Here is a 24,497-nt window from a genome sequence, read left to right as displayed (position 1 = left end):
GTTCGGCGCTGGATTCGCCGCCGCCCGCTACCCCCTGAGCCGGGGACGCCGCGACTTCACCTCCAGGAACGCCATCGTGCCCAGCTGCTTCGAGGTCCTCGCCGCTTGCGACGACCGCCTCCAAACCGTGCAGAGCTCGGCCTGCACGCTCTGCACGACCTGCCCCGAGCAGGGGGAAATTGATTTTGATAATGCTTGCCACGACCAGACCCACGACATCCATTGGAAAGGCGGCGGTCGTGATGACCGCACCGCAGCACTCCCGGGACCTTCCTGAGCCGACCGACGGACATGACAGCGACCCCGACCTCCTCACCCGGCCGTCCGCACGCCGGACCGTCGCCCGACGGTCCCTGATGGGCGAGCTGTGGGTTGTCACCGTGGCCTTCGCCGCCATCCTGCTGCTGTTGCTGGTCTTCATCCTGCAGAACGGCCAGCGCGCCGAGGTTTCCTTCCTCGGCGCACACGGACATCTGCCGATGGGTGTGGCGCTGCTGCTGGCGGCCGTCTTCGGCATCCTGCTCGTGGCATTGCCGGGCACCGCCCGCATCGTGCAGCTGCGCATGCTCGACCGTCGCAGCGCCGCGGCCCAGGCCGCTCGGCGACCGGCGCCGTCCAGCCTCACTCCGCGCCGGTCGAGATCCGGCTGACCGGTGGCGCGCCCACGGCGTCCAGATGGTGCAACACGATCACGCCACGACCGCAACAGCATCGTCCGGCGATCCTCTCGCCCGCCCGAAGCCGTGAACGGGCGTAGGGTGAAGGCGCTACTCCGGATCCCCGGTAGCTGATGACCTGTGGTTGATCGATGCGTCCCACCGTCGAGGTCGTCTCTCGCGCCCCCGCACCTATGAATCGTCGTCGGTCCGATTCTGCCTCCTCATCAATGCCGGCGACGATCGGAAGTTACGTTATGGCAGTCAGGTACGGACTTCTCAGCACGCATCCGCCGACCCGCTGCGGGTTGGCCACCTTCAATGCCGCGCTGGCGGCGCAGTTGACCGGCGCCGGCGGCTGGTCCGGGGGGATCGTCAGGGTCACCGCCACCGACGAGGACCAACATCCCGGCCCGGGCGTGGTGCACACCTGGTCGGCGGGCAGCATCGCCGGGTGGCTGAAAGCCGCGGAAGCGCTCAATGCCTTCGACGTCGCCATCGTGCAACATGAGTACGGCATCTATCCCGGACCCGACGGCGGGGACGTCCTGCCGTTGCTGCGCCGGCTCACCGTGCCCAGCATCGTGGTCCTGCACACCGTCCTGGGCGCTCCGACGTCCGGGCAGCGGGCGCTGCTGGAGGCCGTCGCCGCCACCGCCGGCGCGGTCGTCACCATGACCGACACCGCCCGCAGCCGACTCCTGCACGGCTACGCCGTCGACCCCGCCAAGGTCGAGGACATCCCGCACGGCAGCGCCGGGCATGCCGACGCGGCGGTCCCGCGCCGGTCAGGGTCGCACATGCTCACCTGGGGCCTGCTCGGCCCCGGCAAGGGCGTCGAGTGGGCGCTGCGAGCCGTCGCGCTGCTGCAGGACATCGACCCGCCGCTGCGCTTCACCATCGCCGGGCAGACCCACCCGAAGGTCATCGCCCGTCACGGCGAGGCGTACCGGGCGGGCCTGCACCGCTTGGGAGCACAGCTCGGCGTCGCGCACGCCGTGGACTATCAGCCGCAGTACCACGACGAGGAGACTCTGGGCACGCTCATCCGGTCGGCGGACGTGGTGGCCCTGCCGTACGACTCCCTCGAGCAGGTCACGTCCGGCGTGCTCACCGAGGCGGTCGCCGCCGGCATCCCGGTCGTCGCCACCACCTTCCCGCACGCCGTCGAACTGCTCAGCGATGGACGTGGGCTGCTCGTGCCCCACCGAAACCCCGCCGCTCTGGCGACCGCCATCCGGCGGGTCCTCACCGACCCCGCCATCGCCGCCCGGCTGTCCCGGCCCCGCACACCCGCCCCACGCTGGCCCGCAGTCGCCGCGCGGTACGCGGCGCTCGCGGCCAGGCTCATCGCCGCATCAGCAATCGATGCCGGCCGTGAGGCCCGGCCCGCCGGGTCCCGGTCGTGAGCGACGCGGTGCTGGCGGCGCGGCATCATCTGGCCCTGACCCCGGACCCGCGGCGGGTCATCGTCAAGCTGTTCATGCCCGGTGAAGACGCCGTGCTGCTGCGCCGGCGCACCCATGCGCTGGTTGACCGCATCGCCGGCCTGGGTGAGGAAGAGGCGGACAGACTGCTGCGCCAGACCCTCGCGCGGTTCGACCTGCGGCACCGCGATCTGGAGGACACATTCCGCCAGCACTACGAGATGGTCCGGCACCGTGTCTGCCGCGCCGACGAGCTGTCACCCGCGGGCCGGCTGCTCGTGGGCGCCTACTTCTCCCATGAATACGCTGTGGAGGCCGCGGCGCTGTGCAACCCGTCGGTCGTCGAGCACCCGGACCAGTCCGCAATGGACGACGGCCAGCTGCGCGTGGCGATCAGCCTCCGGCAGATCGGCGAGGGGCATCTGTCGTCCGTCGGCTTCGCCACCGCGGTGATCGGACCCGCCGGTCGCCTCGCCGTCGCCGACCGCTCAGGCCCACTCGTGGTGGGCCGGCGGACCGCGGCGGATCACCGGCGCGACCTGCTCGCCGCGGGAATGACCGACGAGGGCGAGGACAACGAGATCTCCGCCGGGGTGCTCGACGGGCAGAGCCGATGGAGCGCCCCGGTGCCGCTGCGCGGACCACGCCGCGGCTGGGAGCTCATCCAGATCGGGCAGCCTACCGCCCGGGATACCAACTACCCCCTCAGAGCAACGCATCGATGCGGCTGCCTGTGGTCACCACGACCCCACCGCGTCAGGAGGAGCGGTCGGACGGCACTCTCGATTCGGTCGTGGCCGGGAGGCTCCGCCGGCGGCGTCGTCAGCGTGCGGATTTCGCCTCCGGCGCCCCCGGGATCTGTTCGGTGCCGTTGACGACGGCCTGTGCGAATTCGGAGAGGCGACGATTGCGATTGCGGGCCGCGTGACGGAGCAGGGCGAAGGCCTGGTCGAGGTCCAGGTGCAGGCGCTCGGCGAGGACGCCCTTGGCCTGCTCGATCAGGATCCGGCTGTTCAGCGCCGTCTGTAGCTGGTCGGTGAGGGTGTCGCGGTGACGGATGGCGCGTTGTTGCAGCAGCCCGATGGTGGCGACGTCGGCGAGGGCCTTGCCGGCACGGACCTTGTCATCGTCCAGTGCGCCGGCCTCGACGCCGAACAGGTTCAACGCCCCGATGACCTCCGCGCGCAGGCGCATCGGCAGGGCATGGACCGAGACGAAACCGACCTCGGCGGCCGCGGCCGTGAACCGGGGCCAGCGGCCGGCGGAACGGATGTCGGGGACCGAGACCGGTTGTCCGGTATTGAAGCAGTCGACGCATGGTCCCTGGTCGGTCTGCAGCTGGAACAGTTCCAGCAGCCGCGTCCGCTCCGAGGAGGCAGCCACAAGTTGCAGGGTCTCCCGCTGGTCGGTGAGCAGGATCCCGGCCGCCGACACGTCCAGCAGTTGCACGCATCGTTCGGTCAGCACGTGCAGGAAATCGATCACGTCGAAGTCGTCGACGAGCGTGTCCGCCATCTCGACGAGCACGTCGGCTAGCGCGGTCTCGGCCATCTCAAGCACCCTCGTCAAGCATAGTGCCGCCGGGCTGCCGGCCACCTGCGGCGTTGAACCGACCGGAAACACGGTCGGCCTGAGCTCTCAGTTGCCAGCGGATCGACTGTCATCCGGTCGGCTGCCGTGTGCACTGTCGCCGGGGTCGAACCGCAGGCGGCGGGCGACCACATCCCGGGCGACGTCCCGGAGCCGCCGTTCATGGGTGTATGCGTAGGCCCGGAGCCGGATCAGGGCAAGAGCCGCCGACAGCCCCAACTGCACACTGACCATGCCGGTGGCCTGATGCACTTCTGGATGCTGCAGGCCGGCTGGTTCAGGGACACGTCCCGGCACCTGCGGCACGTCTTGCTCGGCGGCGTCGAGCAGCAGCGCGCATGCCGTATCCGCCAGCATCAGCGCGTCGAGCAACTGCCCCCTCTCCAGGTCGCCCGGTTCACCGCGGTAGAGGTCCAGGACGCCGAGCCGGATCGCGCCGATCTGCAGCGGCAACGCGAAGATCGCCCGGACACCGGCTTCCACAGCGGCCGGGGCGAAGACGGGCCACCGAGCCAGGCATCGGCCGGCGCAGAGATCGGCAACCAGCTCAAGACCACCGTCGAGTGCGTCCACGCATGGACCCTCGCCGAGGGTCAGGCTCAGCTCCTCCACCTCCGAGACGATCCGGTTACTGTTGTAGATCGTCTCGCGCGGGGCGGCCTCGAGCGCCACAGCGACGGCCGCTCCGTCGGTCGCGGTCGCGGCGATCACCGCGGCGCACACGTGCTCGACCGCTACCGGTCCAGCTCCCGCATGCGCGGCGGCGAGGCTCCACAGCCGCATCCTGCGGTCCGGGCTCACCGCGCTGCCTGATCCGCACGCCTGAGCGCCAACGATGAGATCATGAGAGCCGCCTCCGGTACCACAAAGGTTGGTGCGGCCGCGACGGGTGGCAGCGCAAGACAGAGTCCGGATCGGACGCGACCGACTCCTCAACGGCTGGTCACCGTGAATCCTACGCCACATCACTACGGCCCCGCCTCATCCGCGTCACGCGGCCGACCGTGTGCAGGTGCAGCAGGGCGTGGCGGTACGAGCCGAACAGGCCGGTCTCCGCATACGGCAGGTCGTGGCTGTCGCAGTAGGCACGGACCATCGGCTGAGCGCGACGCCGCGGACCAGCTTCATCAGCTCCGCACAATCGCTGCCCCCGCCGCACCCCGGCGCCGGCGTCGTCGATGGTCAGGTCGACGATGCTCACAACACCCTCCCGGCAGCTGGCGATCACGCCGCCGGGGTCTGGAGCGACCGATGACGACACGATACCCGGCCAGGGTCACCACCGCGCCTGCGTGATCAGGCCACGTCGGCGGCGGGAAGGCCACGCCGACGCCGCATCCATCGGACAAGCTCATCGGCGCCCCAGACGATGATCGGGAATGGGGCGATGATCGCCAGTTGTCCGGGGCTGAGCGCGGCGGTGCCGAAGATGTGCTGCAGCGGCGGGGTGTAGACGACCGCGGCGGTGAAGACCAGTTCGAAGGCGATGCCCCACAGCAGAAGCCGGTTGGAGAACAGGCCGATGGCGAACAGCGAGGTGCGGTCGGTACGGGCGGCGAAGGCGGTGCCGATCTGGCAGGCGACGATGCCGGCGAAGGTGATCGTGGTGGCCTGCAGGTAGGCGGGGTGCAGCGGCGCCCCGGGACCGGTCGGGTCGCCGGGGTGCCAGCCGGCCCGCCAGAGGGTGTAGAGGTAGCCGCCCATGACCAGGATCGCGGAGACGCCGCCGAGCAGGAGCCAGGCGCGGATGAGCAGGGCGCGGTCGATGACTCCGGCGGTGCGGGGTCGGGGTGGCTTGTCCATGAGTCCTGGTTCGGCCGGTTCGCGGCCCAGCGCCAGGGCGGGCAGGGTTTCGGTGCCCAGGTCGATGGCGAGGATCTGCAGGACGGTCAGCGGCAGCGGGATTGCCCCGCCGGACAGGGCGAAGATGAGGAACGGGACGACCTCGGGGACGGCGTGGGCGAAGATGTAGAGCACGAACTTGCGGACGTTGGCGAAGACGCGGCGGCCGGCGTCGACGGCGGTGACAATGGTGGCGAAGTTGTCGTCGGTGAGGACCATGGTGGCGGCTTCGCGGGCGACGTCCGTCCCGGAGCGGCCCATGGCCACGCCGATGTCGGCGTGGCGCAGCGCCGGGGCGTCGTTGACGCCGTCGCCGGTCATCGCCACCGTGTGGCCTTGGGCGCGGAGCGCTTCGCAGATGCGAAGTTTGGCTTCGGGCGATACCCGGGCGAAGACGATCTCGTCGTCGCCGGCAACGATCGTGTCGAGGTCTGTGTCGCCCAGCCGGTCGAGTTCGTCACCGGTGATGATGCGCCGGCCGTCGTGACCGATGCCGACCTGGTCGGCGATCTCCGCGGCGGTGGGGCCGTAGTCGCCGGTGATGACGTGGATGCGGATCCCGGCCCGGTGCGCGTCAATGACGGCGGCGGCCACCCCTGCGCGGGGCGGGTCGACCATCGCGACCAGCCCGAGCAGTGTCAGTCCGGACTCCGCGTCCTGCCGGTCGGCGGGGACCGGCCGGCCGTGGTCCACGGTGCGGGCCGCGACGGCGAGTACCCGCAGACCAAGTACGGCGTACCCATCGAAGGTGTGCTGGACTTCCAGACGCATGGCGCCGTCCAGCGGCTGAGGCCGCCCTCGCGGGTTCAGCACCTGGACGCAACAGGGCAGGACGGTCTCCAATGCCCCTTTCGTGCGCACCACCAGCACCCCGGCCTGCTCGTCCACAGTGGACATCCGTTTGAGGTGAGCGTCGAAGTGGAAGATGGTGCGACGGGCCGCGTCACGGTCGGCGGACCCGACGGCGACGTCGAGTTCGTCGGCGAGGCGCAGCAGCGCAAGTTCGGTGGGGTCGCCGGATCCGGCCGGTTGCGCATCGGTCGGCGCCTGGGCGGTGGTGCATGCGGCCGCCGCGACAGCGAGCTCACGTGCGCGGGCGTCGTCGATCGTCGTCGCGGTGTCGTACTCCGCGCCGGGCAGCCACAGGTGGGTGACCCGCATCCGGTTCTCGGTCAAGGTGCCGGTCTTGTCGGTGCAGATGACAGTGGTGGAGCCGAGGGTCTCCACCGCGGAGAGCCGCTTCACCACGGCGCCGCGGCGGGCGAGTTCCCGCACGCCGGCGGCGAGCGCGAGGGTGATGGTGGGCAGCAGCCCTTCGGGCACGTTGGCCACGATCAGGCCGATGGAGAAGCTGATCGCCGCGGCCCAACCGAGCCCGGCCCAGACCCCGACGGGCAGGAACAGCACCCCGACGACGACCGCGACCAGGGCGATGATCCAGGTCGCGCGGCGTACCTGCCGTTCCAGTGGGCTGCGTTGCGTGGATCCGCGCTGGGACAGGGCGGCGATGCGGCCGAGTTCGGTGTGCATGCCGGTGCGGGTGACCACGGTGCTCGCCTCGCCGCCGGTGCAGGTGGTGCCGCTGAAGACCAGGTCACTGGCCTCCAGCAGCGAGACCGCTTCCCGGTCCGGTTCGGCCGACCTGGTCGCCGGCAGCGACTCGCCGGTCAGCGCGGACAGGTCGAGCACGAGCGTGCCGTCGATGATCCGGGCGTCGGCGCAGACCCGGTCGCCCTCGGCGATGACGAGCACGTCGCCGGGGACGAGGTCCCGGGCGGCGATCTCGGAGCGGACGCCGTCGCGGAGGACGCGGGCGGTGGCTGGCAGGAACGCGGCGAGGGCTTCGACCGCGCGTTCGGCCTGCATCTCCTGTACGAACGCGAACCCGGCATTGAGCAGGATGACGGCGACGACCGCGACGGCGAGTGCCGGCGACCCGCCGGACCAGGCCAGCACCGCAGCGAGGGCGAGCAGGATCGCCAGGGGTTGCGTGAACTGGCTGAGCAGTTGCCGGGGCCAGCGCCGGCCGGTGCTGCGGGTCAGCGTGTTCGGGCCGTAGACGACCAGCCGCCGGGCGGCTTCCCGCGCCGCCAGTCCCGCTCGCGAGGTGCGCAAATCGTGGTACAGGTCGACGAGCGGCCGGCGTTCGTCGACCGTTTCGCCGGTGTCGGGCGCATCGGCCCGGCTTGGCTGATGGGCGTCGACCGGTGGTGGGGTGTCCACGAGGTGAGGGGGTACGGCCATGCGGTGCTCCTCGCGGACGTGCCGGGCCGGTGCCGCTGCGGCGGACCGACCCGGCGGTGGCTTACACGGAGGGTGTGGGGTCCTGGGGCACGACGAGGACGGGGCACGGTGCGTGTTGGACACAGTGTTGGCTGACCGAGCCGAGTAGCGGTCCGTCGAACGTGCCGTGGCCGCGGCTGCCGACCACCAGCATGTCGGCGCCGGCCGCCGCTTCCAGCAGGACGTGGGCCGGATGGCCCTGCACGACACGCGTGCGGATCTCGACGGGCTTGTCCTGCCCGGCAACGTCCGCGACCGTTTCGGCGAGGACCTTCGCCGCGACCGCGGACATGCTGTCGCCCTCACACCGGACGGGTGACCAGCCGTAGGTGTAGTCGCTCAACGCCGGCTCCTGCCAGGCGCTGACAGCATCGACGGTCGCGCCGGCGATCCGCGCCTGGGTGATCCCCGGCGCAGGGCGGCCTTGGAGTGTGGTGAGCCGTCGACGCCGACGACGATGCGCCGGGCATGTGCCTGGGTCCGCTCCGTCATGGCGGCCTCCTGGAGGTGGTGTGTCCGCACCAGTCGGGTCCTGCCGCCGAGGCGGAGGATCTGACGAGGTCGGCTCGGCTACCCGGGTGCACGGCGCGCATGCACCTGGGTGTGGCTACCGCAGCCAGGTGACGCGGCGCACCAGCGGGAGGGTTGACCAGATGGGGCCCAGTCCCAGGGTGTTGCCGGCGCCCAGGAGTGGCAGGGCGATCAGGACGGCGGCGTAGATGAGGTGGTCGTCCATGAACGGGTTGCCGGCCGGGGGCAGCACCGCGGTCCACATCATGACGGTGAGCAGCGCGCCGGCGCCGGCTGCGAGGCGCATCCCGATGCCGAGGATCAGTGCGACGCCGACGCCGAGCAGCGCAGCCATGAACAGCACGTCGGTGAGGCCGGCACCGGCGATCGAGTGGTAGAACCCGGCGAACGGGCCTCTCGCTGCCGAACCGAGGAATCCTTTGGTAGGGCTCCCCCCGTTGAGCCATGACTTGGCCGCGGCGGTGTCGTGGCCGAGGCCGAACGTCTTGTCCATGAACGCCCACAGGAAGATCCAGCCGAGCGCGAGCCGGACTCCGGCCAGCAGGTACCGGACGGCGGTCGCCGGCCCCGAGCCGACCGTCACGTGTCCTCGATCGTCAGCCGAGACGTTGAAGGTCGCGGGCGTTGTCATTGCGGTGGGCTGGTGCCGGGTCGTCTGGGGCGCCTGCAGCAGCGGACCGGTGATGGCGGCGTGGACTGTGTTGCTGACAGCACCGTTGTGCTCGTTGGCGATGTCGACCATCGCACTCACGTTCCTTCTCGTTGCTCATGAAGCAGTTCCGCGGCGCGAACGCCCGCGGAGTATGTTGTGGCACCCGGTCGACGGCCGATGCCTCCACCGACCTGGCGGCACCCGGATCGTCGGTCACGGTCTGCGACGGGATCTGCAGTCGCCGTCGCCCGAGCAAGGCACGGCCGATTCGCCCGGCGACCGCGGCGAAGGCGGCCTGTCGCGGCGCGGCCAGCCGTCGAGCGGCGTGACGACGTCGGGACACTGCGGCGTGCAGGCACGTCACCGGTCCCGCCGCGTGCTACGTGACCGCTGCCGCCAAGGAACGCTGGAGACGATGGAAAACCCGGGTCATGAGGCCCTCAGCTCAGGGACTGATCGAAGACGGCGGCGGGGCTGGCAGCCACCGGGGTCCCGAGCGACAACCTCACCCTACGCGCTCCCGGCCCTAGAAGCGTCACGGGAAGACAACAGAAGACAACAACTGGGCCCTGCGCGTGTTGCGGCTGTGACGTGCTTGAGGACGACGTGGATCGGCGTAGTGTGGGAGACCGGGATCGATCTCGCATCCGCGCGCCCGTCAGCCTTCTGGTTGACTCGCCCTCCCCTGCCGCCTGGACCTCGCGGTCACGACCAGTGACGTCCGGCGCTTCAACAGAGGTGCCGCCACTGCCGGCATCTTCGGCATGACCCCCTGATGGGGCGTGGAACCATGACCATGCTCGCCGCACCAACCTCGATCCTCACGCCACAGCCGGCGACCGAACCAACACCGCAGCCGAACGCCGGTCGCCCGGCGCGCCGGACAACCGCGGTCGGCACCGCGGCCCGCAGAGCCGACAGCCTCCCCGCCGACTCGCCGGACACGACGGAGCACCTGCTGCGTGTACGTGGCCGGCTGCCTGCCGCTCACCCAGACCGTGATGTCCTGCGGACCCGAGCCATCGAGGACAACCTGCCGCTGGCCAACCGGCTCGCGTGGCACTACGCCGGACGCGGGGAACGCTACGACGACCTCGCCCAGGTCGCCGCGCTGGCGCTGGTCAAGGCCGTCGACGGCTACGACCCGGACCGGACCGGACCGTTCGTCGGCTACGCCGTCCCGACGATCATCGGCGCCCTCAAACGGCACTTCCGAGACACCGCCTGGGGCATGCGGGTGCCGCGGTCCACCCAGGAACTCCTCCTCCAAATCCCGGCCGCTACCAGTCACCTCACCCACCTGCGCGGCCGGACACCGACATCCGCCGAAGTCGCCGACCATCTCAGCGTCACCATCGACGTGCTGCTCGCCGCGGTCAGCGCCGGCCAGGTGTACCGGCTGCCGTCGCTCAACGAGTCCGTCGTCGGCCACGACAGCGCCGAGGTCATCGACCTGACCGGCGCCGCCGATCCCCGCTACGGCGATGTCGACGATCACCTGGCGCTCGGGCCGCTCCTCGCGGCGTTGCCGGTGCGGGAGCGGCGGATCCTCGCCATGCGGTTCTGCGACGAGATGACCCAGAGCCGGATCGCTGCCGAGCTCGGCCTTTCACAAATGCATGTCTCGCGGATCCTCAAGCGGTCCCTGGACCAACTCAGGACCGCCCTGCTCGACCCGGGCGAAGACAGCACAACCCATGTACGTCGTTGACGCCCAACCGCGACGGGCCGAAGAGGCGGCCCGCTGTTGAGCATCAGTTGGCGGATCGGTCCGTACCGTTCGTTCAGGGCGAGGATCAACCCCGGCAGTTCGGCCACCGGGTCCCGGGAGCGGGGCCACCAACCGCCGTCGAGGACGGCTCGTGCGGCCCGTACAGCGGTGAGCGACAGCCGCGGTTGGGTCGGCGGTCCGGCTCGGCCGTGCGGAACGCATCCAGGCAGGGACCGTCCTGCCAGTGCAGCTGGAACAGTTCCAACAGCTTGGTCGTCTCGTCCGAGGCGGCCATGAAGTGCAACCGGTCCTTCTCGTCGGCCAGCAGCAGCCCCACGGTGGCGTGCTCGACCAGTCCAGCGACGCGGTCGGCAAGCATCTGTCCGGCTGCGCCCCAACCGGTGCGCACCCTGCGACTGCATCGAATGCTTTGCTCGAAGGGGGTAGGTGGTATCCCGGGCAGCAGCGTGCCCGGGATATCACCCGGCCCTCCCGACAGACCGGAGGACTTCATCCGTCCACTATGGAACTGGACGCCCGATCTTGCCCACATGCTCACCCCAGCCGGATCCCGCGCGGCGGTCGGGCCCGCGCCGCAGCCCGACAACGTCCTGGGCGCTCCGGCGCCGCAACGCGGGGCAGCGCGCACGGCAGCCGATCTGACGGTGGCATGAACCCGTTGTGGGCGGCCGTCTGCGCGCAGGATCGCCACCGGCGGTCGGGTCCGGCCGCAGTGGCGCCTGGGTGGCGAGGTGCCGGGAGGCGCCTACCGTGGTTCGGAGGTCGGCTCGTCGGTCAGGTCGGTCAGGTCGGTCAGGTCGGCCACGTCGAGCGCGAGAAGGTCGAGCAGGCTCGCATTGCGGGCAGTGTCGATGCGCTCCGGCAACACCCGATCCACCCAGCCCGCGCGGTCATGCTGACCCCGGCTGCGAAGGACGGCAAGAACGCTGGACTTCGAAACGGTCATGGCTGCTCCCGAGGGTGACTGATTTTGTCCTGGGAGCCGCCCGGGACCGGGCGACACGCCCTTACCCTACGCCCGGCGAGCGAAAGAAGCAGCACGAGCACGATCGCGGCGATGACAATCCATCCATACTGCATGCGATGACCTCGTTCAGTGGGACGCGTCCATCAGCGACGGACTGTCAGCCACCGGGGTCCGGAGCAGCATTGTCACCCTACGCCCTGCCCACCCCGATACGCACCGCCTGGAACGCGAACTTGCACACGGGTACATGGCGCGAATCCACCGATCGCGCGTAGGGTGAATTCTGTCGCTCGGGACCCTGGTGGCCGTCCGCCCGTCACCGTCTTCGACACGAGTCACGAGCCCGGGACCCACGCCCCTCCCTTGACGTGGCGCTTCGTGCCCAACCTCTGAGGTCCGCGGCTTCCTCGCATTCCGCCGGTTTGCGGACCGACCGCCGCCCGGCCCGTACCGCCCAGGCAGCCTGTCTCGTCGAGCCGGAGGACACCCGCATGGACGAGTTCCAGACCATCGCCTTCGTCGTGCTCATCACGATCGGTGTCATCGGCTTGGTCACTGCCTCATGCGCAATTCGCGTCCTCCGACCGTCCGAACGCGGCGTTGTGTTCCGTTTGGGCCGGTTGCACGGAGATGGCCGCGGCCCCGGGCCGACCCTCATCGTTCCCGGTATGGACCGGCTGACCAGGGTCGACCTGAAGGTCACCACGGTGAGCGCGGCCGCCCGGGACGTCGTCACCCGCGACAGGGTGCCCGTCGGCGTCGGCGCCGTCATCTGCTTCCGCGTCGTTGACCCGGTCAAGGCGGTCCTCAATGTCCGCAACTATCGGCACGCGGTCTCCGAGATCGCGGAAGCCTTGCTGCGCACCGCTGTCAGCTGCGCCAGCCTCGATGACCTCCTGTCCGATCGCGACGACGTCACCATCGATCTCACCAACGCCATCAACGCCGTCACCGAAGGTCCGTGGGGCGTGCAGGCCCAACGGGTCGACCTCAACGAGGTTGTGCTCCCCGAGTACGTCAAACGCGCCATGGCGTGGCAGACCGCTCACGAACGTCGGGGCCCTGTCGTCTGCGCCGACCGGCAACGCGAGTGGGCCCCGACACCGGCTGCATCCACTGCAAGCCGCACGCGCCGACAACCGCCGGTCCCGGTCGACGGCTCCCGGGCTCGCCGCCAGGAATCACAGCAGCCCGTCGTACGTTCGCTGTGGGACTGCTGAACGTCCGATCACGACGGATGATTGCCCGCGGACTTGTCCGGTGCGAGTGGTCCGGCTGACCGGTCATCCCGGTCGACCGTGTGCAGGCGGTGCAGCGCCCCCCGGTGCGAATCCACCAGGCTGGTCTCCACGTACGCCTGGCCGCGGGTGACGCAACACGCGCAAGCCACCGGTTGGGCACGGCGATCACGCTACCGGGGTCTGGAGCGACCGTTGCCGCCACAACACTCAGGGCCGAATACCTTGCCCGGATGAAGCACCTATATCGCTATGAACTGTGGTGTTTCCCGCGGATCGAAAAGATCTTGGCGATACGGACCAAACTGGGCTGGCGCCCACTCGGGATGTGGGACATCGTGGGACTTGTGGCACAGACACCGCACAAGACCGACCAGGAAGTGAAGACCGCCGTCATCGACGAACTGCAATACACCCCGAGCATCGACGAAACCGGCGTCGAAGTGCAGGTCAGCGACGGAACGGTGACGTTGTCCGGCGAGGTTGCCAGCCTGCCGGAACGGCTCGCGGCGACACACGCCGCCATGCGGGTCGGCGGCGTCAGGAATGTCACCAACAAGACGTCCGTCCGCGCTGCGACCCCCTCTGGCGTCAACGATCAGGACATCGCGGAGGCCGCCCGCCAGGTCCTTGCGTGGGCCGTCGACGTCCCGCCCAACGCGGTCACCGCCCATGTCCGCGACCGCAAGATCACCCTCTCGGGTGAGGTGACCTGGGAGTACCAGCGCAACGCCGCAGCGCGGGCGGTCATGTACCTCAAAGGCGTGACGCAGATCAGCAATGAGATCTCGCTCGAGTCGCAGCCGACGACCGCCGACACCAAGGCAGCGGTCGAGGCCGCAATGCGACGCAACGCCATGCTGAACCCACGGTGGATCACGATCGACCTCGACGGATCCGAACTGACGCTGTACGGCAGCGTCGGGTCGTGGTCGGAGCTGCGCGAGGCGGAGCGATCCGCCTGGAGTGCCGCCGGCGTGACGAGCGTTCGGAACGAACTGCACATCGCATCCTGACCTGCGAGCGCATCCGCGCCCACAGCCGTTCGCTGTCTCCACGCGACGGCGCTGGTCTCAGCGGCGCGCCGCGGTCCTCTCGGTTCGGGTCCCGTCTTCGGACCGGCCCGCGGCGCGGACGGCACGGTGGCGGGATCGGGTGACCTCGGCCTCGGCCTCGGCGCGGTCGGCCCAGACGCCGTGCTCGGCGTCGATGATCTTGCCCGGTTCGAGATCCTGGTAGATCTCGAAGAAGTGCTGGATCTCCAGCTTGTGGAACGGTTCAAGGTCGGGCAGGTCCACCAGGTAGGCCAGGCGCGGGTCAGCGGTCGGGACGCAGAGCACCTTCGGGTCCGGGCCTTTCGCGTCGAGCATGCGGAACATGCCGAACGCCCGGCAGCGGATCTGACAGCCCGGAAAGGTCGGTTCCCGGACCAGCACGAGCGCGTCGAGGGGGTCAGCGTCCTCGCCGAGCGTGTGCTCGATGAAGCCGTAGTCCTCCGGGTACTGGGTGGCGGTGAACAGGGTGCGGTCCAACCGGATCCGGCCGGTGCGGCGGTCCACCTCGTACTTGTTGCGCGTTCCCTTGGGACTCTCGACCGTCACGTCGAACTCCATACGCTCCGCCCCTCGCATGCCTTTCCGCCACCGCCTCATCCGGGGAATCGTGCGGCGCCGCGGCCGGATCCGTTGACCGTCGCCCGCCACGACGGCGCTTCCGACGGTACAGCGGCCGGCACCTCCGCTCCCCCGACAAACCCGTGACGCTGATATCGCAGGGGTCGTCAGGAACGCCGACGAGGCATCGCGTCGTTCTCGTGCTGCAGGCGTAGAGTTGGCTCTGGGCACTCGAGACCCCGGTGGCCGAAATATGCACCGTCGACGGACCACGGTCGGCGCAGCACGGACCGAGTCACGCCGACGCAAAGCGGCAGGTTCCCATACCGGTCACCTCCCGGAGGCAGCCGCAGGTCGGGAGAGGGGCCAGTCATGTTCACCGCCGCCCAACGCGTCACCGTTGTTCCGCCAGGACCGCCGACCCAGCCACGGCTGTCGCTCACCGCCGTACGGGCCGCACGAGCCGTCCTCGACGGCGGTTGGTGGCCCCGCTCCCGGGACCCGGTGGCCGAACTGCCGGGGTTGATCCTCGCCCTGAACGAACAGTACGGACCGATCCGTCAACTGATGCTCAACAGCCACAGCTGGGATAGCCACTTCCGGCGTCTCGCGGTCGGCACCCGCGCGGTGCGGGCCGGGTGGTTCAGCACCGTCGACCCCGGCATGCTCATCGCCACCACCGAGCGCGGCGACCAGATCGACCTGCTCGTCGTGCCCCCCGAGGCCAACGCCGCCACCGCAGCCATCGCCATGGCCACGGCCGCCGACCCGGCCAACCAACTGCACGCTCCGGCCATCCTCGCCGCGTCCCGCACCGCACCAGCCGCCGAACGCAATGAAGGCGTCGACCCCAGCACCGTGTGGGACAACGAAGGCGGCCACAGCGCCCGGAAGCCCTCGCGACGGCATGTCCCAGCCGAGCCGGCGAACGCCTCATGACCTGCGTTCGGAACCGCCGGTTCGGCCTGATCGAGGTTCCGCGGATGCTCGCCCCCAAGGAAAGCTCGCCCCGGGGCAAGGTCGTCGTCACGGCCTGACGAGGGTCAGCTTGCGCTTGTAGTGCGTAGTGGTTGGCCGACGTTGTGCTTGCCGAAAACGTCATCCACCCTGGTCAGAGCCGATACGGGCCGCTAGGGATCTTGACCCGTGCGGTGCGGCCGTCCTCACGCATGGCCAACGATAACTGCGGGATGATGGCCCGTCGTGCTGCTACGACTGGCGTACCTCGGTGTGACGAACGCGCTCGCGATCCTGCGATTGCTACCGATGAGCGACCGGGACAAGGACGCCGAAATCCTCGCCTTACGCCACCAGCTCATGGTGCTGCAACGCCAACTGGGCAAGGAGAGGGTGCGGTTCGACCCGACCGATCGGGCGTTCCTGGCGGCGCTGCTGCACCGACTGCCAATGAACGTGCTCAACGGGCTGCAATTACTCGTACGCCCCGACACCGTCCTGCGCTGGCACCGCGATCGCATCGCCCGTCGCCACGCGGCCGCCTCCCGACCCAAGCGCACCGGCCGGCCGCGCACGCTACGGTCCATCCGCGTCCTGGGTGGCGCAGGCCGCGAGGAATCTCGTCATGGACCTTGAGGACGCGGGATCCAAAGCCAAGTACCTGATCCGTGACAAGGACGGCAGGTTTCCCGAGTTGTTCGACACCGTGGCCGCCCGCCGATCGCGCAACACCGTCTCGGCGGGGCGCAGCGCATCGGCCCCTCCCGGATGTCAGAAGTGTGCCATCGTTCTGCCCCCATCTCGGGCGCGACAGAACTCTGACATCGCCCTTCTGCGATTTCCGGTGCATCTACGAGGCCAGTACGGCTGTGCCGGGTAGCGGTTACATAGTTGGAACGGTCGAGAAATGTCAGAGCAATGACACGAGACCAATCTGCTCTCACCTGCAGCAGCCGGCTGCACGTCGTTGGCGAAACCGGGCTGGGCGCTTGGGACGCCGGCGGCTCGGCCCGGGACATGAACATCCGCACCATCCGCTGTGCCGCGACCCCGGCGTCACACGTCCTTGACCAGGAACGGAGTTCCCGCATATGTCCACCACCCGCAAGCGGCTGCGCACGCTTGTCGCCACAGGCGCCTTCGCGACGACCGTCGCCCTCGTGCTCGCCGGCTGTGGCGCCCGCGCCGGCGACGAAACGTCCGGCAGCAAGTCGGCCGGACCCAGTTGCGTCGACACCTCCGGCAACACCATCAAGCTCGGCTTCCTCAACTCCCTCACCGGCGGCATGGCGATCTCCGAGAAAACCGTCTCCAACGTGCTGCACATGGCCGCCGACGAGATCAACGCTGGCGGCGGCATCCTCGGAAAGAAGATCCAGTACGTCCAGGAGGACGGCGCCACCGACTGGCCCACCTTCGCGGAGAAGACCGAGAAGCTGCTCACCCAGGACTGCGTCGGCGCGATCTTCGGCGGCTGGACCTCGTCCTCGCGCAAGGCCGTCAAGCCGGTCGTCGAGAAGAACAACGGCCTCTTCTTCTACCCGGTGCAGTACGAGGGCCTTGAGGCGTCGCCGAACATCTACTACACCGGCGCGACCACCAACCAGCAGATCATCCCGGCGATGGACTTCCTCGCCTCCAAGGGGGTGAAGAATCTGTTCCTCGCCGGCAGCGACTACGTCTTCCCGCGCACCGCGAACGCGATCATCAAGCTCTACGCGGCCAAGCTCGGCATCAAGATCGTCGGTGAGGAGTACGTACCCCTCGACAAGGACGACTGGACCACCCAGGTAGCGAAGATCAAGGCGGCCAAGCCCGACTTCATCTTCAACACCATCAACGGCTCGTCGAACGTCGGCTTCATCAAGGCCTACTACGACGCCGGCCTCACCGCGGCGACGACGCCGATCATCTCGGTGTCGATCGCCGAGGAGGAGGCGCCGGCCATGGGCCACGAGGTCACCGGTCACTACGCGTCATGGAACTACTTCCAGTCGCTCAAGACCGACACCAACCAGAAGTTCATCGACAGCTGGAAGGCCTACCCCAACAGCAGCGGCGTCACCTCCGACCCGATGGAGGCCGCCTACATCTCGCTGTACCTGTACAAGGCCCTCGTCGAGGCGGCCGGCTCGTTCGACGTCAACGCGGTGAACGCCGCAGCGAAGAAGAACACCATCACGTTCGCCGCGCCGGAGGGCACCGTCACGCTCGACGGCGAGAACCACCACATCTCAAAGCCGGGTCACATCGGCCGGATCAACGCCAGCAACCAGTTCGACATCGTCTGGGCCTCCGACAAGTTCATCAAGCCCGACCCGTTCCTCAACGGCTACGACTGGTTCCCGGCGAACGTCCGCGACCAGCTCGTGAAGGCCGCGGGCTGATCCCCCCACCGCCCACCCGGACGCGGGGTTGCGTGTCGCCTGCGGCAGGCAACCCCGCGTACCCGGATCCCCCTCACACCCACCCCCGCACAGAGAGCGAGAGCACGTGGACGCATTGATCCCACCGCTGCTGAACGGCAGCGCACAGGGTGCGCTGCTCCTGCTCGCCGCGCTCGGCCTCTCGCTCACGTTCGGTCAGATGGGCGTGATCAACATGGCCCACGGCGAGTTCCTCATGATCGGCGCCTTCACCGCCTACCTCGTCCAACAGGTCATCGACTCCAGCAACCTGTCGATCCCGGTCGCGCTGCCGGTCGCGTTCGTCGTCGCCGGACTGTTCGGCCTCCTGCTGGAGGCCAGCATCATCCAATGGATGTACCGCAGGCCCCTCGACACCCTGCTCGTCACGGTCGGTGTCAGCCTGATCCTGCAACAGGCGGCGCTGCAGATCTTCCCGTCCCAGGGCGTCCCGGTGGAGAAGCCAGGCTGGCTCGACGGGCAGTTGACCATCCTCGGCTACGACTGGCCGCTGCGGCAGGTGTTCACCATCCTGCTCGCGACCGTCTGCGTCGCCGCGCTGGCGGCCTGGCTCAAGTACACCTCGTTCGGCCGCCGCATCCGGGCGACCGTGCAGAACCGGGACCTCGCCGAGACCGCGGGGATCTCCACCCGCACCATCGACCGCCTGACCTTCTTCGTCGGGTCGGGACTGGCCGGGGTCGCCGGCGTGGCCGCGTCGCTCATCGGTGGCACGAACTCCCAGATGGGCGCGCAGTACATCATCCCGGCCTTCCTCGTCGTCGCCGCCGGCGGCATCGGCCAGCTCAAGGGCACCATCATCGCCGCGTGGGCGGTGGGCGTCGTCCTGTCGTGTTTCGCCTACTGGACGACCGGCAGCCTCGCGCAGGTGCTTGCCTTCATCCTCGTGATCGTCTTCCTGCAGGTGCGCCCGCAGGGCCTGTTCACGGTGCGAACCAGGAGTCTGGTATGACCAAACTGAAGCCACACCTTTCACTTGGCGGCATCGGGGTGTTCGCCGTCCTGCTCCTCGCGGTCGCTCCCCTCGTGCTCACCGATCACTGGCTCAGCAACCTCGGCAAGTACTGCTGCTGGGCGATAGCCGCCGTCGGCATCGGCCTGGCGTGGGGCCGGGGCGGGATGCTCGTCATGGGCCAAGGGGTGTTCTTCGCCCTCGGTGCCTACTCGATGGCTATGCACCTCACGCTGGAGACCGCCGGTGACGGGGTGCCGGGGTTCATGGTGCTCTATGACCCGCTCGCGCCGCTCCCGGCGTTCTGGGAGCCGTTCCGCAGTGCTGCGTTCACCCTGCTGGCGATCGTGCTGCTCCCGATGGTCGCGGCCGGCATCCTCGGCTACGCGCTGTTCAAGCGCCGCGTGAAGGGCGCGTACTTCGCGATCCTGACGCAGGCGCTCGCCGTCGCGCTCGCCACCCTGATCAGCTCCACGATCCGCGAGACCGGCGGCGACACCGGGCTCAGCGACTTCAAGTACTTCTTCGGTTTCGTGCTGAACGACCCGGCGAACAGGGAGATGGTGTACCTCATCACGGCCGCGCTGCTCGTCGTGTGCCTGCTCGTGGTGTGGCAGCTCTACCGCAGCCGCTTCGGTGAGCTCCTCGTCGCCACCCGGGACGCCGAGGAGCGCGTGCGCTTCCTCGGCTACGACCCGGCCAACATCAAGCTCGTCGCCTTCGTCGTCGCAGCGCTGATGGCAAGCATCGGCGGAGCGATGTTCGTGCCCATCGTCGGCATCATCACTCCGGCCGAGATCGGTGCCGCCGCCTCGATCCTCATGATCGCGGGCGTTGCCTTCGGCGGCCGCGCCTCGCTCTTCGGCCCCGCGCTCGGTGCGATAGCGGTCGGCTGGGGGCAGTCGAGCCTCGGCTCCACCTGGCCCGAGGGCTGGACCTACATCATCGGCCTGCTGTTCATCGTCGTCATCCTCTTCCTGCCGAAAGGACTGTCGTCGGTGCTGGCCAAATTCACGGCAGCGCGCCGGGACCCGGCCGAACAGCCCGCGGCGGCGACCGCAACCCTGCAGCTCGAGGAGGCGAAGTCATGACCGGGCCCACTTCCTCAGGCGACTCGCTCGTCGTCACGGACCTCCGCGTCGAGTTCTCGGGCTTCGTCGCGGTCGGCGGCGTCTCCTTCGACGCGCACCCCGGCGAGGTCCGGTTCCTCATCGGCCCGAACGGTGCCGGCAAGACGACCTGCATCGACGCCATCACGGGGCTCTCTGCGGCCACCGGGTCGGCGAGGCTCGGCGAGCAGGAGCTGCTCGGCAGGCCGGTGCACAAGATCGTCCGGCTGGGGGTCGGCCGCACGTTCCAGACCGCCAGCGTCTTCAACGAGCTCTCGGTGCTGCAGAATCTCGACATCGCCGCCGGACGCCACCGCCACTGGGCCTCGCTGCTACGGACCCGGCGTGGCGTCGACCCGTCGATCGTGCAGGCGCTTGAGGAGACAGGACTCACCGACGAACTCGCCACGCCGGCCGGCATCTTGTCGCACGGCCAGAAGCAGTGGCTGGAGATTGCGATGCTGCTCGTGCAGGACGCGAGGGTGCTGCTGCTCGACGAACCCGTCGCCGGTATGAGCCACGACGAGCGCACCGCGACCGGCGAGCTCCTGCAGCGCATCGCGGCGAAGCGCATCGTGCTGGTGGTCGAGCACGACATGGACTTCATGCGCCGATTTGCCACCCGCGTGACGGTGCTGCACCAGGGCAAGGTGCTCACGCACGGCACGGTGGCCGACGTGCAGGCCGACCCCAAGGTGCAGGAGGTCTACCTCGGCACTGCGGGAGCCGCGACCACGGCCGCCATGTCGGTCGTACCCGACGTGGCCGCCGTCGCGCTCGCAAACGAGCCGACAGAGCCAGCTGTCCGGCTCGCAAGCGAGCCGACAGAGCCAGCTGTCCGGCTCGCAAGCGAGCCGACAGAGCCAGCTGTCCGGCTCGCAAGCGAGCCGGAAGTGACAGCCGGGACGCAGCAGCAGGAGGAGGACTCACATGCTTGAGCTCACCGACATCGAGGCCGGCTACGGGCGCACGCGGGTGCTGCACGGCGTGACGGTGCCGGCCGGGAAGGTCGTGGCCGTGCTCGGCCACAATGGCGCCGGCAAGACGACGCTGCTGCGGGTCGCGATCGGGCTCATCAAGCCGACGAGGGGCCGCGTGTTCTTCGACGGCGAAGACATCTCGTCGCTCGCCCCCAACAAGCGCGTCGCTCGCGGCATGGCGTACGTGCCGCAGGGCCAGCAGGCGTTCGGGCAGCTCACCACGCTCGAGAATCTGCAGCTCGTCGCCGACGGACGCCGGGGCGGCAAGGCACTCATCGACGCGCAGATGGCTCGCTTCCCCGCGTTGGAGCAGTTCGCAGCCCGGAAGGCAGGCCTGCTCTCGGGCGGGCAGCGCCAGCAGCTCGCGATCGCCCGCGCCCTCATCACCGAGCCGAAGCTGCTCATCCTTGACGAGCCGACCGAGGGCATCCAGCCCACGATCGTCGCCGAGATCGAGCGCACCATCGTGCAGCTGGCCGGCGAGGGTATCAACGTGCTGCTCGTCGAGCAGCACATCGGCTTCGCCCTCGAGGCCGCTGAGCGTTACGTCGTGCTTGCCTCGGGCTTCGTCACCCATACCGACGAGGGGGGCTCGGCAGCCGTCTCCACCGTGCGAGCCGCCATGGCGATCTGAGCCGACATTACCGGTTTCCGGGCCTGCAACACTTTCGTAACAACGAGCCCGGAAGATGCCCCACGCCCGGCGCGTGAGGGGAAGCCACTGTGAGCAGGACAGGCAACGCGCGCGCGGCTGCGGAGGACAGCCTCGAGGACTACGCCTTCCGATATGTGCCGCGCACCTTCCGGCGCTGGAGCGCGGCCTCCGTCGGCGCGACAGCCCTCGGGTCCATCGCGTTCCTCGCCGATTTCTCGATCGGCGCGACCATCGGCATCGACCACGGCACCGCCAATGCCATGCTCGGCATCCTGTTCGCGTCGGTCATCATCGTCGTCGTGGGCGTACCCGTCGCATACTACGCCGCCCGCTACAACCTCGACCTCGACCTCATCGCCCGTGGCTCGGGATTCGGCTACTACGGCTCGATCATCACAACCGTGGTCTTCGCGGGCTTCACCTGCATCTTCTTTGCCTTGGAAGGCGCCATCATGGCGCAAGGGCTCCAGGTGGCGACGGGGACGCCGCTGTGGCTCGGCTATCTCATCTCGACCGTGGTCGTGATCCCGATCGTCATCTACGGCATGCGTGCGCTGGAGCGCCTGCATTTCTGGACCACGCCCCTGTGGCTCGCCCTCGCCCTGCTGCCGCTGCTGTGGATCATCGTCTCCGACCCCGAGTCAGTGCGCGCCTTCACGTCGTTCAACGGCAACTCCGACGGCTCGATCAGTTTCGGCGCCGTTGTCTCAAGCGCGGCCGTGTGCTTCGCCCTCACCCCGCAACTGGCGGAGCAGATCGACTACATCCGCGCCATGCCGCCACGCACGCCGTCGAACGCCCGCTCGTGGTGGACGTCATTCGCATTGTCCGGCCCGGGCTGGGTCATCTTCAGCGGCGCCAAGCAGATGATCGGGGTGTTTCTCGCCGTCTACGTCCTCGTGAAGGTCGATCCCACCCTCGGGCACTCCGCAACCGAACCGGTCAAGCAGTTCGTCGGCATGTACCAGACCCTGTTCCCCGACTGGCTCGCGATCGCCCTCGCCCTCGTGCTCATCGTGGTCGCGCAGGTGAAGATCAACGTGACGAACGCGTATTCGGGCTCGCTCGCCTGGTCGAACGTCTTCACCCGAGTGGCGAAGCACTACCCGGGTCGCACGATCTTCGTGCTGCTCAACCTTGTGATCGCGTACGCGCTCATGATGCTGGACGTCTTCACCCTCATCTCCTTCGTCCTGAGCCTGTACGCGAATGTCGTCATGGCGTGGCTCGTGACGATCGCCACCGATATCGCAATCAACAAGTGGGTGCTGCGCATCTCGCCGCGCTTCCCTGAATTCCGCCGTGGCATGCTGTACGACTGGAACCCGGTGGGGCTCGTGTCGGTGGGGCTCGCCTCGGTGCTTTCGCTGCTCGCGTTCGCCGGGCTGCTCGGCACCGCCGTCAAGCCGTTCTCGGTGCTCATCGCGATCGGCGTCGCGTTCGTCGCCACGCCGGTCATGGCCCTCGCCACGCGGGGTCGCTACTACCTCCGCCGCCGCTCCGACGGCATCGACTCTCCCCTGTTCGACGAGCACGGCAACCCCTCGGGCGAGCGGCTCCGCTGCCATGTCACCGGATATATGTTCGAGCGACCGGATATGCTGGCCTCGGCCCAGCGAGGGGCGCACGGCCAGGTGCAGTACGTCTCATCGCTGGCGCTCACGCTCGACGATTCCGATCGCTACGTGCTACCGGCGGAAGTCACCGGCACCCCGCACTGGGCGACCGATCGAGGTAGGGGAACGTGATGGAGGAGTCGGTCGACACCGCGACCGCAATTCTGGCGAGCGCGGCGGTTCTGCTGCGTGAGCACACGTTCGACGACATCTCCTATCGCGCCCTCGCCGACGAGGTCGGCATCTCAGAGCGCACGGTTTACCGCCAGTACCCCACGCGTGCCCACCTGCTCGCCGCGCTGTCGAACTGGATTGAGCAGACCCATTTCCCGCTGCCGCCGTTCGTGACCGTGGCCGATTTCCGCGCTGCCGTGCATGAGCGCTTCCGCGCCTTCGACAGGTCGCCCGCGTACGCATTCGTCGGCGCACGGGCGTCTACGATCTCGCTGACGCTCGACGCCGAGCCCGCCTACATCACGCGTGCGATCGAGGCGATGCTCGACGTGTCGGCTTCGACGCTCAACCGGCGGGATCGGCGGCGGGTCGCGGCATCCCTGCGTTACTTCTCGTCGGCGACGTTCTGGGCGCGACTGCGCACGGGCTTCGACCTGGATGCCGGCGAGATCTGCGACGCCTTCGATCGCGTCGTGGACACAGTGCTCGCGAGGCTGCCCGACGCGACGTGGGCGGAGCCGTGAGCAGGTCGATGGCCGTCCCGGCGCTGAGCGGCACGCAAGCGGCGATCCTCGCCGCCTACGCCGAGCTGATCGAGGAAGTCGGCAGCGACGACGTGCCCTACCGGCTCGTCGCCCGCCGGGCCGGCATCGCCGAGCGCACGGTGTTCCGTAACTATCCTACGCGGGTCGATCTGCTGCTGGCGACCGCAGCGTGGATCGAGGCGACGGTGTTCGTCCGCGAGGAGTCGCACTCGATCTTCGACATCCCCCTCGCGATCCGCGACGCGATGCAGCGGTACGACGCGCGGCCGGAGCTCGCGCACGTCGTCGCTGAGACGACAATGCGCGGCGTGAGCGGCGCGGCGCCGTCGCTCGGCCGGGCGCACCTCGAGCGGCTGCTGGACGCCGAGGTGCCATCCCTCGACACGGCACAGCGCAGAGCGGTCATCGTGGCACTGTCCCACCTCGACTCCGCCGCGACCTGGGTGACGTTTCGCCGCGAGTTCGGCATGGACCGGCGTGACATCGCCGACGCAGCCGCATGGGCAGCGGAGGCGGTGCTCGACAGCATCCGCGACCGCGTCGTCCCGTAGG

24 protein-coding genes and 1 pseudogene are annotated in these 24,497 nt (G+C 69.0%); 16 read left to right on the top strand and 9 right to left on the bottom strand.

Translation table 11 applies throughout. The annotated features are described in order from the left end of the window. Positions 1–242: 242 nt before the first annotated feature. From AB0H83_RS37515 to AB0H83_RS37505, 3 genes are all read left to right on the top strand, one after another. A complete protein-coding gene (locus tag AB0H83_RS37515; RefSeq protein WP_360103644.1) occupies positions 243–650 on the top strand; it encodes a lipopolysaccharide assembly protein LapA domain-containing protein in 408 nt (135 codons plus the stop codon). A 263-nt stretch (positions 651–913) separates the two neighbouring features. Then, positions 914–2,065: a glycosyltransferase gene (locus AB0H83_RS37510; protein ID WP_360103584.1), complete on the top strand. Its 1,152-nt coding sequence runs from the start codon at positions 914–916 to the stop codon at positions 2,063–2,065. A gap of 92 nt (positions 2,066–2,157) precedes the next feature. After that, the gene (locus AB0H83_RS37505; RefSeq protein ID WP_360103582.1) at positions 2,158–2,958 is read left to right on the top strand and encodes a hypothetical protein; all 801 of its coding nucleotides are present in this window, start codon (positions 2,158–2,160) and stop codon (positions 2,956–2,958) included. Here the strand turns inward: AB0H83_RS37505 and AB0H83_RS37500 are convergent. The 6 genes from AB0H83_RS37500 to AB0H83_RS37475 form a co-directional block, all read right to left on the bottom strand. Then, positions 2,906–3,634, bottom strand: a complete 729-nt coding sequence (locus AB0H83_RS37500) for a GAF and ANTAR domain-containing protein (protein ID WP_360103580.1) — start codon at positions 3,632–3,634, stop codon at positions 2,906–2,908. The genes AB0H83_RS37505 and AB0H83_RS37500 overlap by 53 nt on opposite strands. An 87-nt stretch (positions 3,635–3,721) precedes the next feature. Continuing rightward, positions 3,722–4,456, bottom strand: coding sequence for an ANTAR domain-containing protein (locus AB0H83_RS37495; protein WP_360103578.1), 735 nt, complete (start codon positions 4,454–4,456; stop codon positions 3,722–3,724). Positions 4,457–4,628: 172 nt separating this feature from the next. After that, complete coding sequence (locus tag AB0H83_RS37490; protein WP_360103652.1) at positions 4,629–4,874, bottom strand: hypothetical protein; 246 nt, start codon at positions 4,872–4,874, stop codon at positions 4,629–4,631. Positions 4,875–4,969: 95 nt separating this feature from the next. Beyond that, on the bottom strand, positions 4,970–7,759 hold the full coding sequence (locus tag AB0H83_RS37485) for a cation-transporting P-type ATPase (protein ID WP_360103576.1): 2,790 nt from the start codon (positions 7,757–7,759) through the stop codon (positions 4,970–4,972). Positions 7,760–7,820: 61 nt separating this feature from the next. Next, on the bottom strand, positions 7,821–8,141 hold the full coding sequence (locus AB0H83_RS37480) for a universal stress protein (RefSeq protein ID WP_360103574.1): 321 nt from the start codon (positions 8,139–8,141) through the stop codon (positions 7,821–7,823). A gap of 264 nt (positions 8,142–8,405) precedes the next feature. Further along, complete coding sequence (locus AB0H83_RS37475) at positions 8,406–9,080, bottom strand: hypothetical protein (protein WP_360103572.1); 675 nt, start codon at positions 9,078–9,080, stop codon at positions 8,406–8,408. 676 nt (positions 9,081–9,756) lie between these two features. Between AB0H83_RS37475 and AB0H83_RS37470 the strand changes: the two genes are divergently transcribed. Continuing rightward, positions 9,757–10,692, top strand: coding sequence for a sigma-70 family RNA polymerase sigma factor (locus AB0H83_RS37470; RefSeq protein ID WP_360103570.1), 936 nt, complete (start codon positions 9,757–9,759; stop codon positions 10,690–10,692). Between the two features lie 92 nt (positions 10,693–10,784). Here AB0H83_RS37470 and AB0H83_RS37465 read toward each other — a convergent pair. Both AB0H83_RS37465 and AB0H83_RS37460 read right to left on the bottom strand, forming a co-directional pair. After that, a pseudogene (locus AB0H83_RS37465) lies at positions 10,785–11,114 on the bottom strand (DUF5994 family protein); the annotation flags it as partial. 344 nt (positions 11,115–11,458) lie between these two features. Continuing rightward, positions 11,459–11,659 carry a hypothetical protein gene (locus tag AB0H83_RS37460; protein WP_360103568.1) on the bottom strand — a complete coding sequence of 67 codons (201 nt, stop codon included), beginning with the start codon at positions 11,657–11,659 and terminating at the stop codon, positions 11,459–11,461. 512 nt (positions 11,660–12,171) lie between these two features. On the opposite strand from AB0H83_RS37460, the gene AB0H83_RS37455 reads away from it, so the two are divergent. Then, positions 12,172–12,900: an SPFH domain-containing protein gene (locus AB0H83_RS37455; protein ID WP_360103566.1), complete on the top strand. Its 729-nt coding sequence runs from the start codon at positions 12,172–12,174 to the stop codon at positions 12,898–12,900. A gap of 251 nt (positions 12,901–13,151) precedes the next feature. Next, positions 13,152–13,934: a BON domain-containing protein gene (locus AB0H83_RS37450; RefSeq protein ID WP_360103564.1), complete on the top strand. Its 783-nt coding sequence runs from the start codon at positions 13,152–13,154 to the stop codon at positions 13,932–13,934. 57 nt (positions 13,935–13,991) lie between these two features. Here the strand turns inward: AB0H83_RS37450 and AB0H83_RS37445 are convergent, their stop codons facing one another. Further along, positions 13,992–14,531 (bottom strand): inorganic diphosphatase, encoded by a 540-nt coding sequence (locus AB0H83_RS37445; protein WP_360103562.1) that lies wholly within the window; start codon positions 14,529–14,531, stop codon positions 13,992–13,994. Between the two features lie 372 nt (positions 14,532–14,903). On the opposite strand from AB0H83_RS37445, the gene AB0H83_RS37440 reads away from it, so the two are divergent. From AB0H83_RS37440 to AB0H83_RS37395, 10 genes are all read left to right on the top strand, one after another. Continuing rightward, entirely contained in the window at positions 14,904–15,470 is a 567-nt protein-coding gene (locus AB0H83_RS37440) for a DUF5994 family protein (protein ID WP_360103560.1), read from the top strand. Positions 15,471–15,734: 264 nt separating this feature from the next. After that, positions 15,735–16,124 (top strand): hypothetical protein, encoded by a 390-nt coding sequence (locus AB0H83_RS37435; RefSeq protein WP_360103558.1) that lies wholly within the window; start codon positions 15,735–15,737, stop codon positions 16,122–16,124. 455 nt (positions 16,125–16,579) lie between these two features. Further along, positions 16,580–17,875 carry an urea ABC transporter substrate-binding protein gene (urtA, locus tag AB0H83_RS37430; RefSeq protein WP_360103556.1) on the top strand — a complete coding sequence of 432 codons (1,296 nt, stop codon included), beginning with the start codon at positions 16,580–16,582 and terminating at the stop codon, positions 17,873–17,875. A gap of 106 nt (positions 17,876–17,981) precedes the next feature. After that, complete coding sequence (gene urtB / locus AB0H83_RS37425) at positions 17,982–18,866, top strand: urea ABC transporter permease subunit UrtB (protein WP_360103554.1); 885 nt, start codon at positions 17,982–17,984, stop codon at positions 18,864–18,866. Next, the gene (urtC, locus tag AB0H83_RS37420; protein ID WP_360103552.1) at positions 18,863–19,957 is read left to right on the top strand and encodes an urea ABC transporter permease subunit UrtC; all 1,095 of its coding nucleotides are present in this window, start codon (positions 18,863–18,865) and stop codon (positions 19,955–19,957) included. The genes urtB and urtC overlap by 4 nt, the downstream gene beginning before the upstream one ends. Next, positions 19,954–20,913, top strand: a complete 960-nt coding sequence (gene urtD / locus AB0H83_RS37415) for an urea ABC transporter ATP-binding protein UrtD (RefSeq protein ID WP_360103550.1) — start codon at positions 19,954–19,956, stop codon at positions 20,911–20,913. The genes urtC and urtD overlap by 4 nt, the downstream gene beginning before the upstream one ends. Then, complete coding sequence (locus AB0H83_RS37410; RefSeq protein WP_360103548.1) at positions 20,906–21,589, top strand: ATP-binding cassette domain-containing protein; 684 nt, start codon at positions 20,906–20,908, stop codon at positions 21,587–21,589. Before urtD ends, AB0H83_RS37410 begins: the two co-directional genes overlap by 8 nt. Before the next feature lie 89 nt (positions 21,590–21,678). Next, the gene (locus tag AB0H83_RS37405) at positions 21,679–23,358 is read left to right on the top strand and encodes a hypothetical protein (protein WP_360103546.1); all 1,680 of its coding nucleotides are present in this window, start codon (positions 21,679–21,681) and stop codon (positions 23,356–23,358) included. Next, positions 23,358–23,924, top strand: a complete 567-nt coding sequence (locus AB0H83_RS37400; RefSeq protein ID WP_360103544.1) for a helix-turn-helix domain-containing protein — start codon at positions 23,358–23,360, stop codon at positions 23,922–23,924. Before AB0H83_RS37405 ends, AB0H83_RS37400 begins: the two co-directional genes overlap by 1 nt. Further along, positions 23,921–24,496: a TetR/AcrR family transcriptional regulator gene (locus tag AB0H83_RS37395; RefSeq protein ID WP_360103542.1), complete on the top strand. Its 576-nt coding sequence runs from the start codon at positions 23,921–23,923 to the stop codon at positions 24,494–24,496. Before AB0H83_RS37400 ends, AB0H83_RS37395 begins: the two co-directional genes overlap by 4 nt. Position 24,497 lies beyond the last annotated feature (1 nt).

This window comes from Dactylosporangium sp. NPDC050688 (genome assembly GCF_040654515.1).
GTDB lineage: Bacteria > Actinomycetota > Actinomycetes > Mycobacteriales > Micromonosporaceae > Dactylosporangium.
Note: the sequence above shows the minus strand (reverse complement) of the source record. Positions and strands in the feature narration are given on the sequence as shown.

What these genes read in the sequence shown, in the direction of transcription:
- urtC (WP_360103552.1), top strand. Translation starts at nt 18,863, where the DNA reads ATGACCAAACTGAAGCCACACCTTTCACTTGGCGGCATCGGGGTGTTC.
- AB0H83_RS37445 (WP_360103562.1), bottom strand. Translation starts at nt 14,531, where the DNA reads ATGGAGTTCGACGTGACGGTCGAGAGTCCCAAGGGAACGCGCAACAAG.
- AB0H83_RS37495 (WP_360103578.1), bottom strand. Translation starts at nt 4,456, where the DNA reads ATGCGGCTGTGGAGCCTCGCCGCCGCGCATGCGGGAGCTGGACCGGTA.
- urtD (WP_360103550.1), top strand. Translation starts at nt 19,954, where the DNA reads ATGACCGGGCCCACTTCCTCAGGCGACTCGCTCGTCGTCACGGACCTC.
- AB0H83_RS37515 (WP_360103644.1), top strand. Translation starts at nt 243, where the DNA reads ATGACCGCACCGCAGCACTCCCGGGACCTTCCTGAGCCGACCGACGGA.
- AB0H83_RS37460 (WP_360103568.1), bottom strand. Translation starts at nt 11,659, where the DNA reads ATGACCGTTTCGAAGTCCAGCGTTCTTGCCGTCCTTCGCAGCCGGGGT.
- urtA (WP_360103556.1), top strand. Translation starts at nt 16,580, where the DNA reads ATGTCCACCACCCGCAAGCGGCTGCGCACGCTTGTCGCCACAGGCGCC.
- AB0H83_RS37470 (WP_360103570.1), top strand. Translation starts at nt 9,757, where the DNA reads ATGGGGCGTGGAACCATGACCATGCTCGCCGCACCAACCTCGATCCTC.
- AB0H83_RS37400 (WP_360103544.1), top strand. Translation starts at nt 23,358, where the DNA reads ATGGAGGAGTCGGTCGACACCGCGACCGCAATTCTGGCGAGCGCGGCG.
- AB0H83_RS37455 (WP_360103566.1), top strand. Translation starts at nt 12,172, where the DNA reads ATGGACGAGTTCCAGACCATCGCCTTCGTCGTGCTCATCACGATCGGT.
- AB0H83_RS37410 (WP_360103548.1), top strand. Translation starts at nt 20,906, where the DNA reads ATGCTTGAGCTCACCGACATCGAGGCCGGCTACGGGCGCACGCGGGTG.
- AB0H83_RS37485 (WP_360103576.1), bottom strand. Translation starts at nt 7,759, where the DNA reads ATGGCCGTACCCCCTCACCTCGTGGACACCCCACCACCGGTCGACGCC.
- AB0H83_RS37500 (WP_360103580.1), bottom strand. Translation starts at nt 3,634, where the DNA reads ATGGCCGAGACCGCGCTAGCCGACGTGCTCGTCGAGATGGCGGACACG.
- AB0H83_RS37510 (WP_360103584.1), top strand. Translation starts at nt 914, where the DNA reads ATGGCAGTCAGGTACGGACTTCTCAGCACGCATCCGCCGACCCGCTGC.
- AB0H83_RS37450 (WP_360103564.1), top strand. Translation starts at nt 13,152, where the DNA reads ATGAAGCACCTATATCGCTATGAACTGTGGTGTTTCCCGCGGATCGAA.
- AB0H83_RS37440 (WP_360103560.1), top strand. Translation starts at nt 14,904, where the DNA reads ATGTTCACCGCCGCCCAACGCGTCACCGTTGTTCCGCCAGGACCGCCG.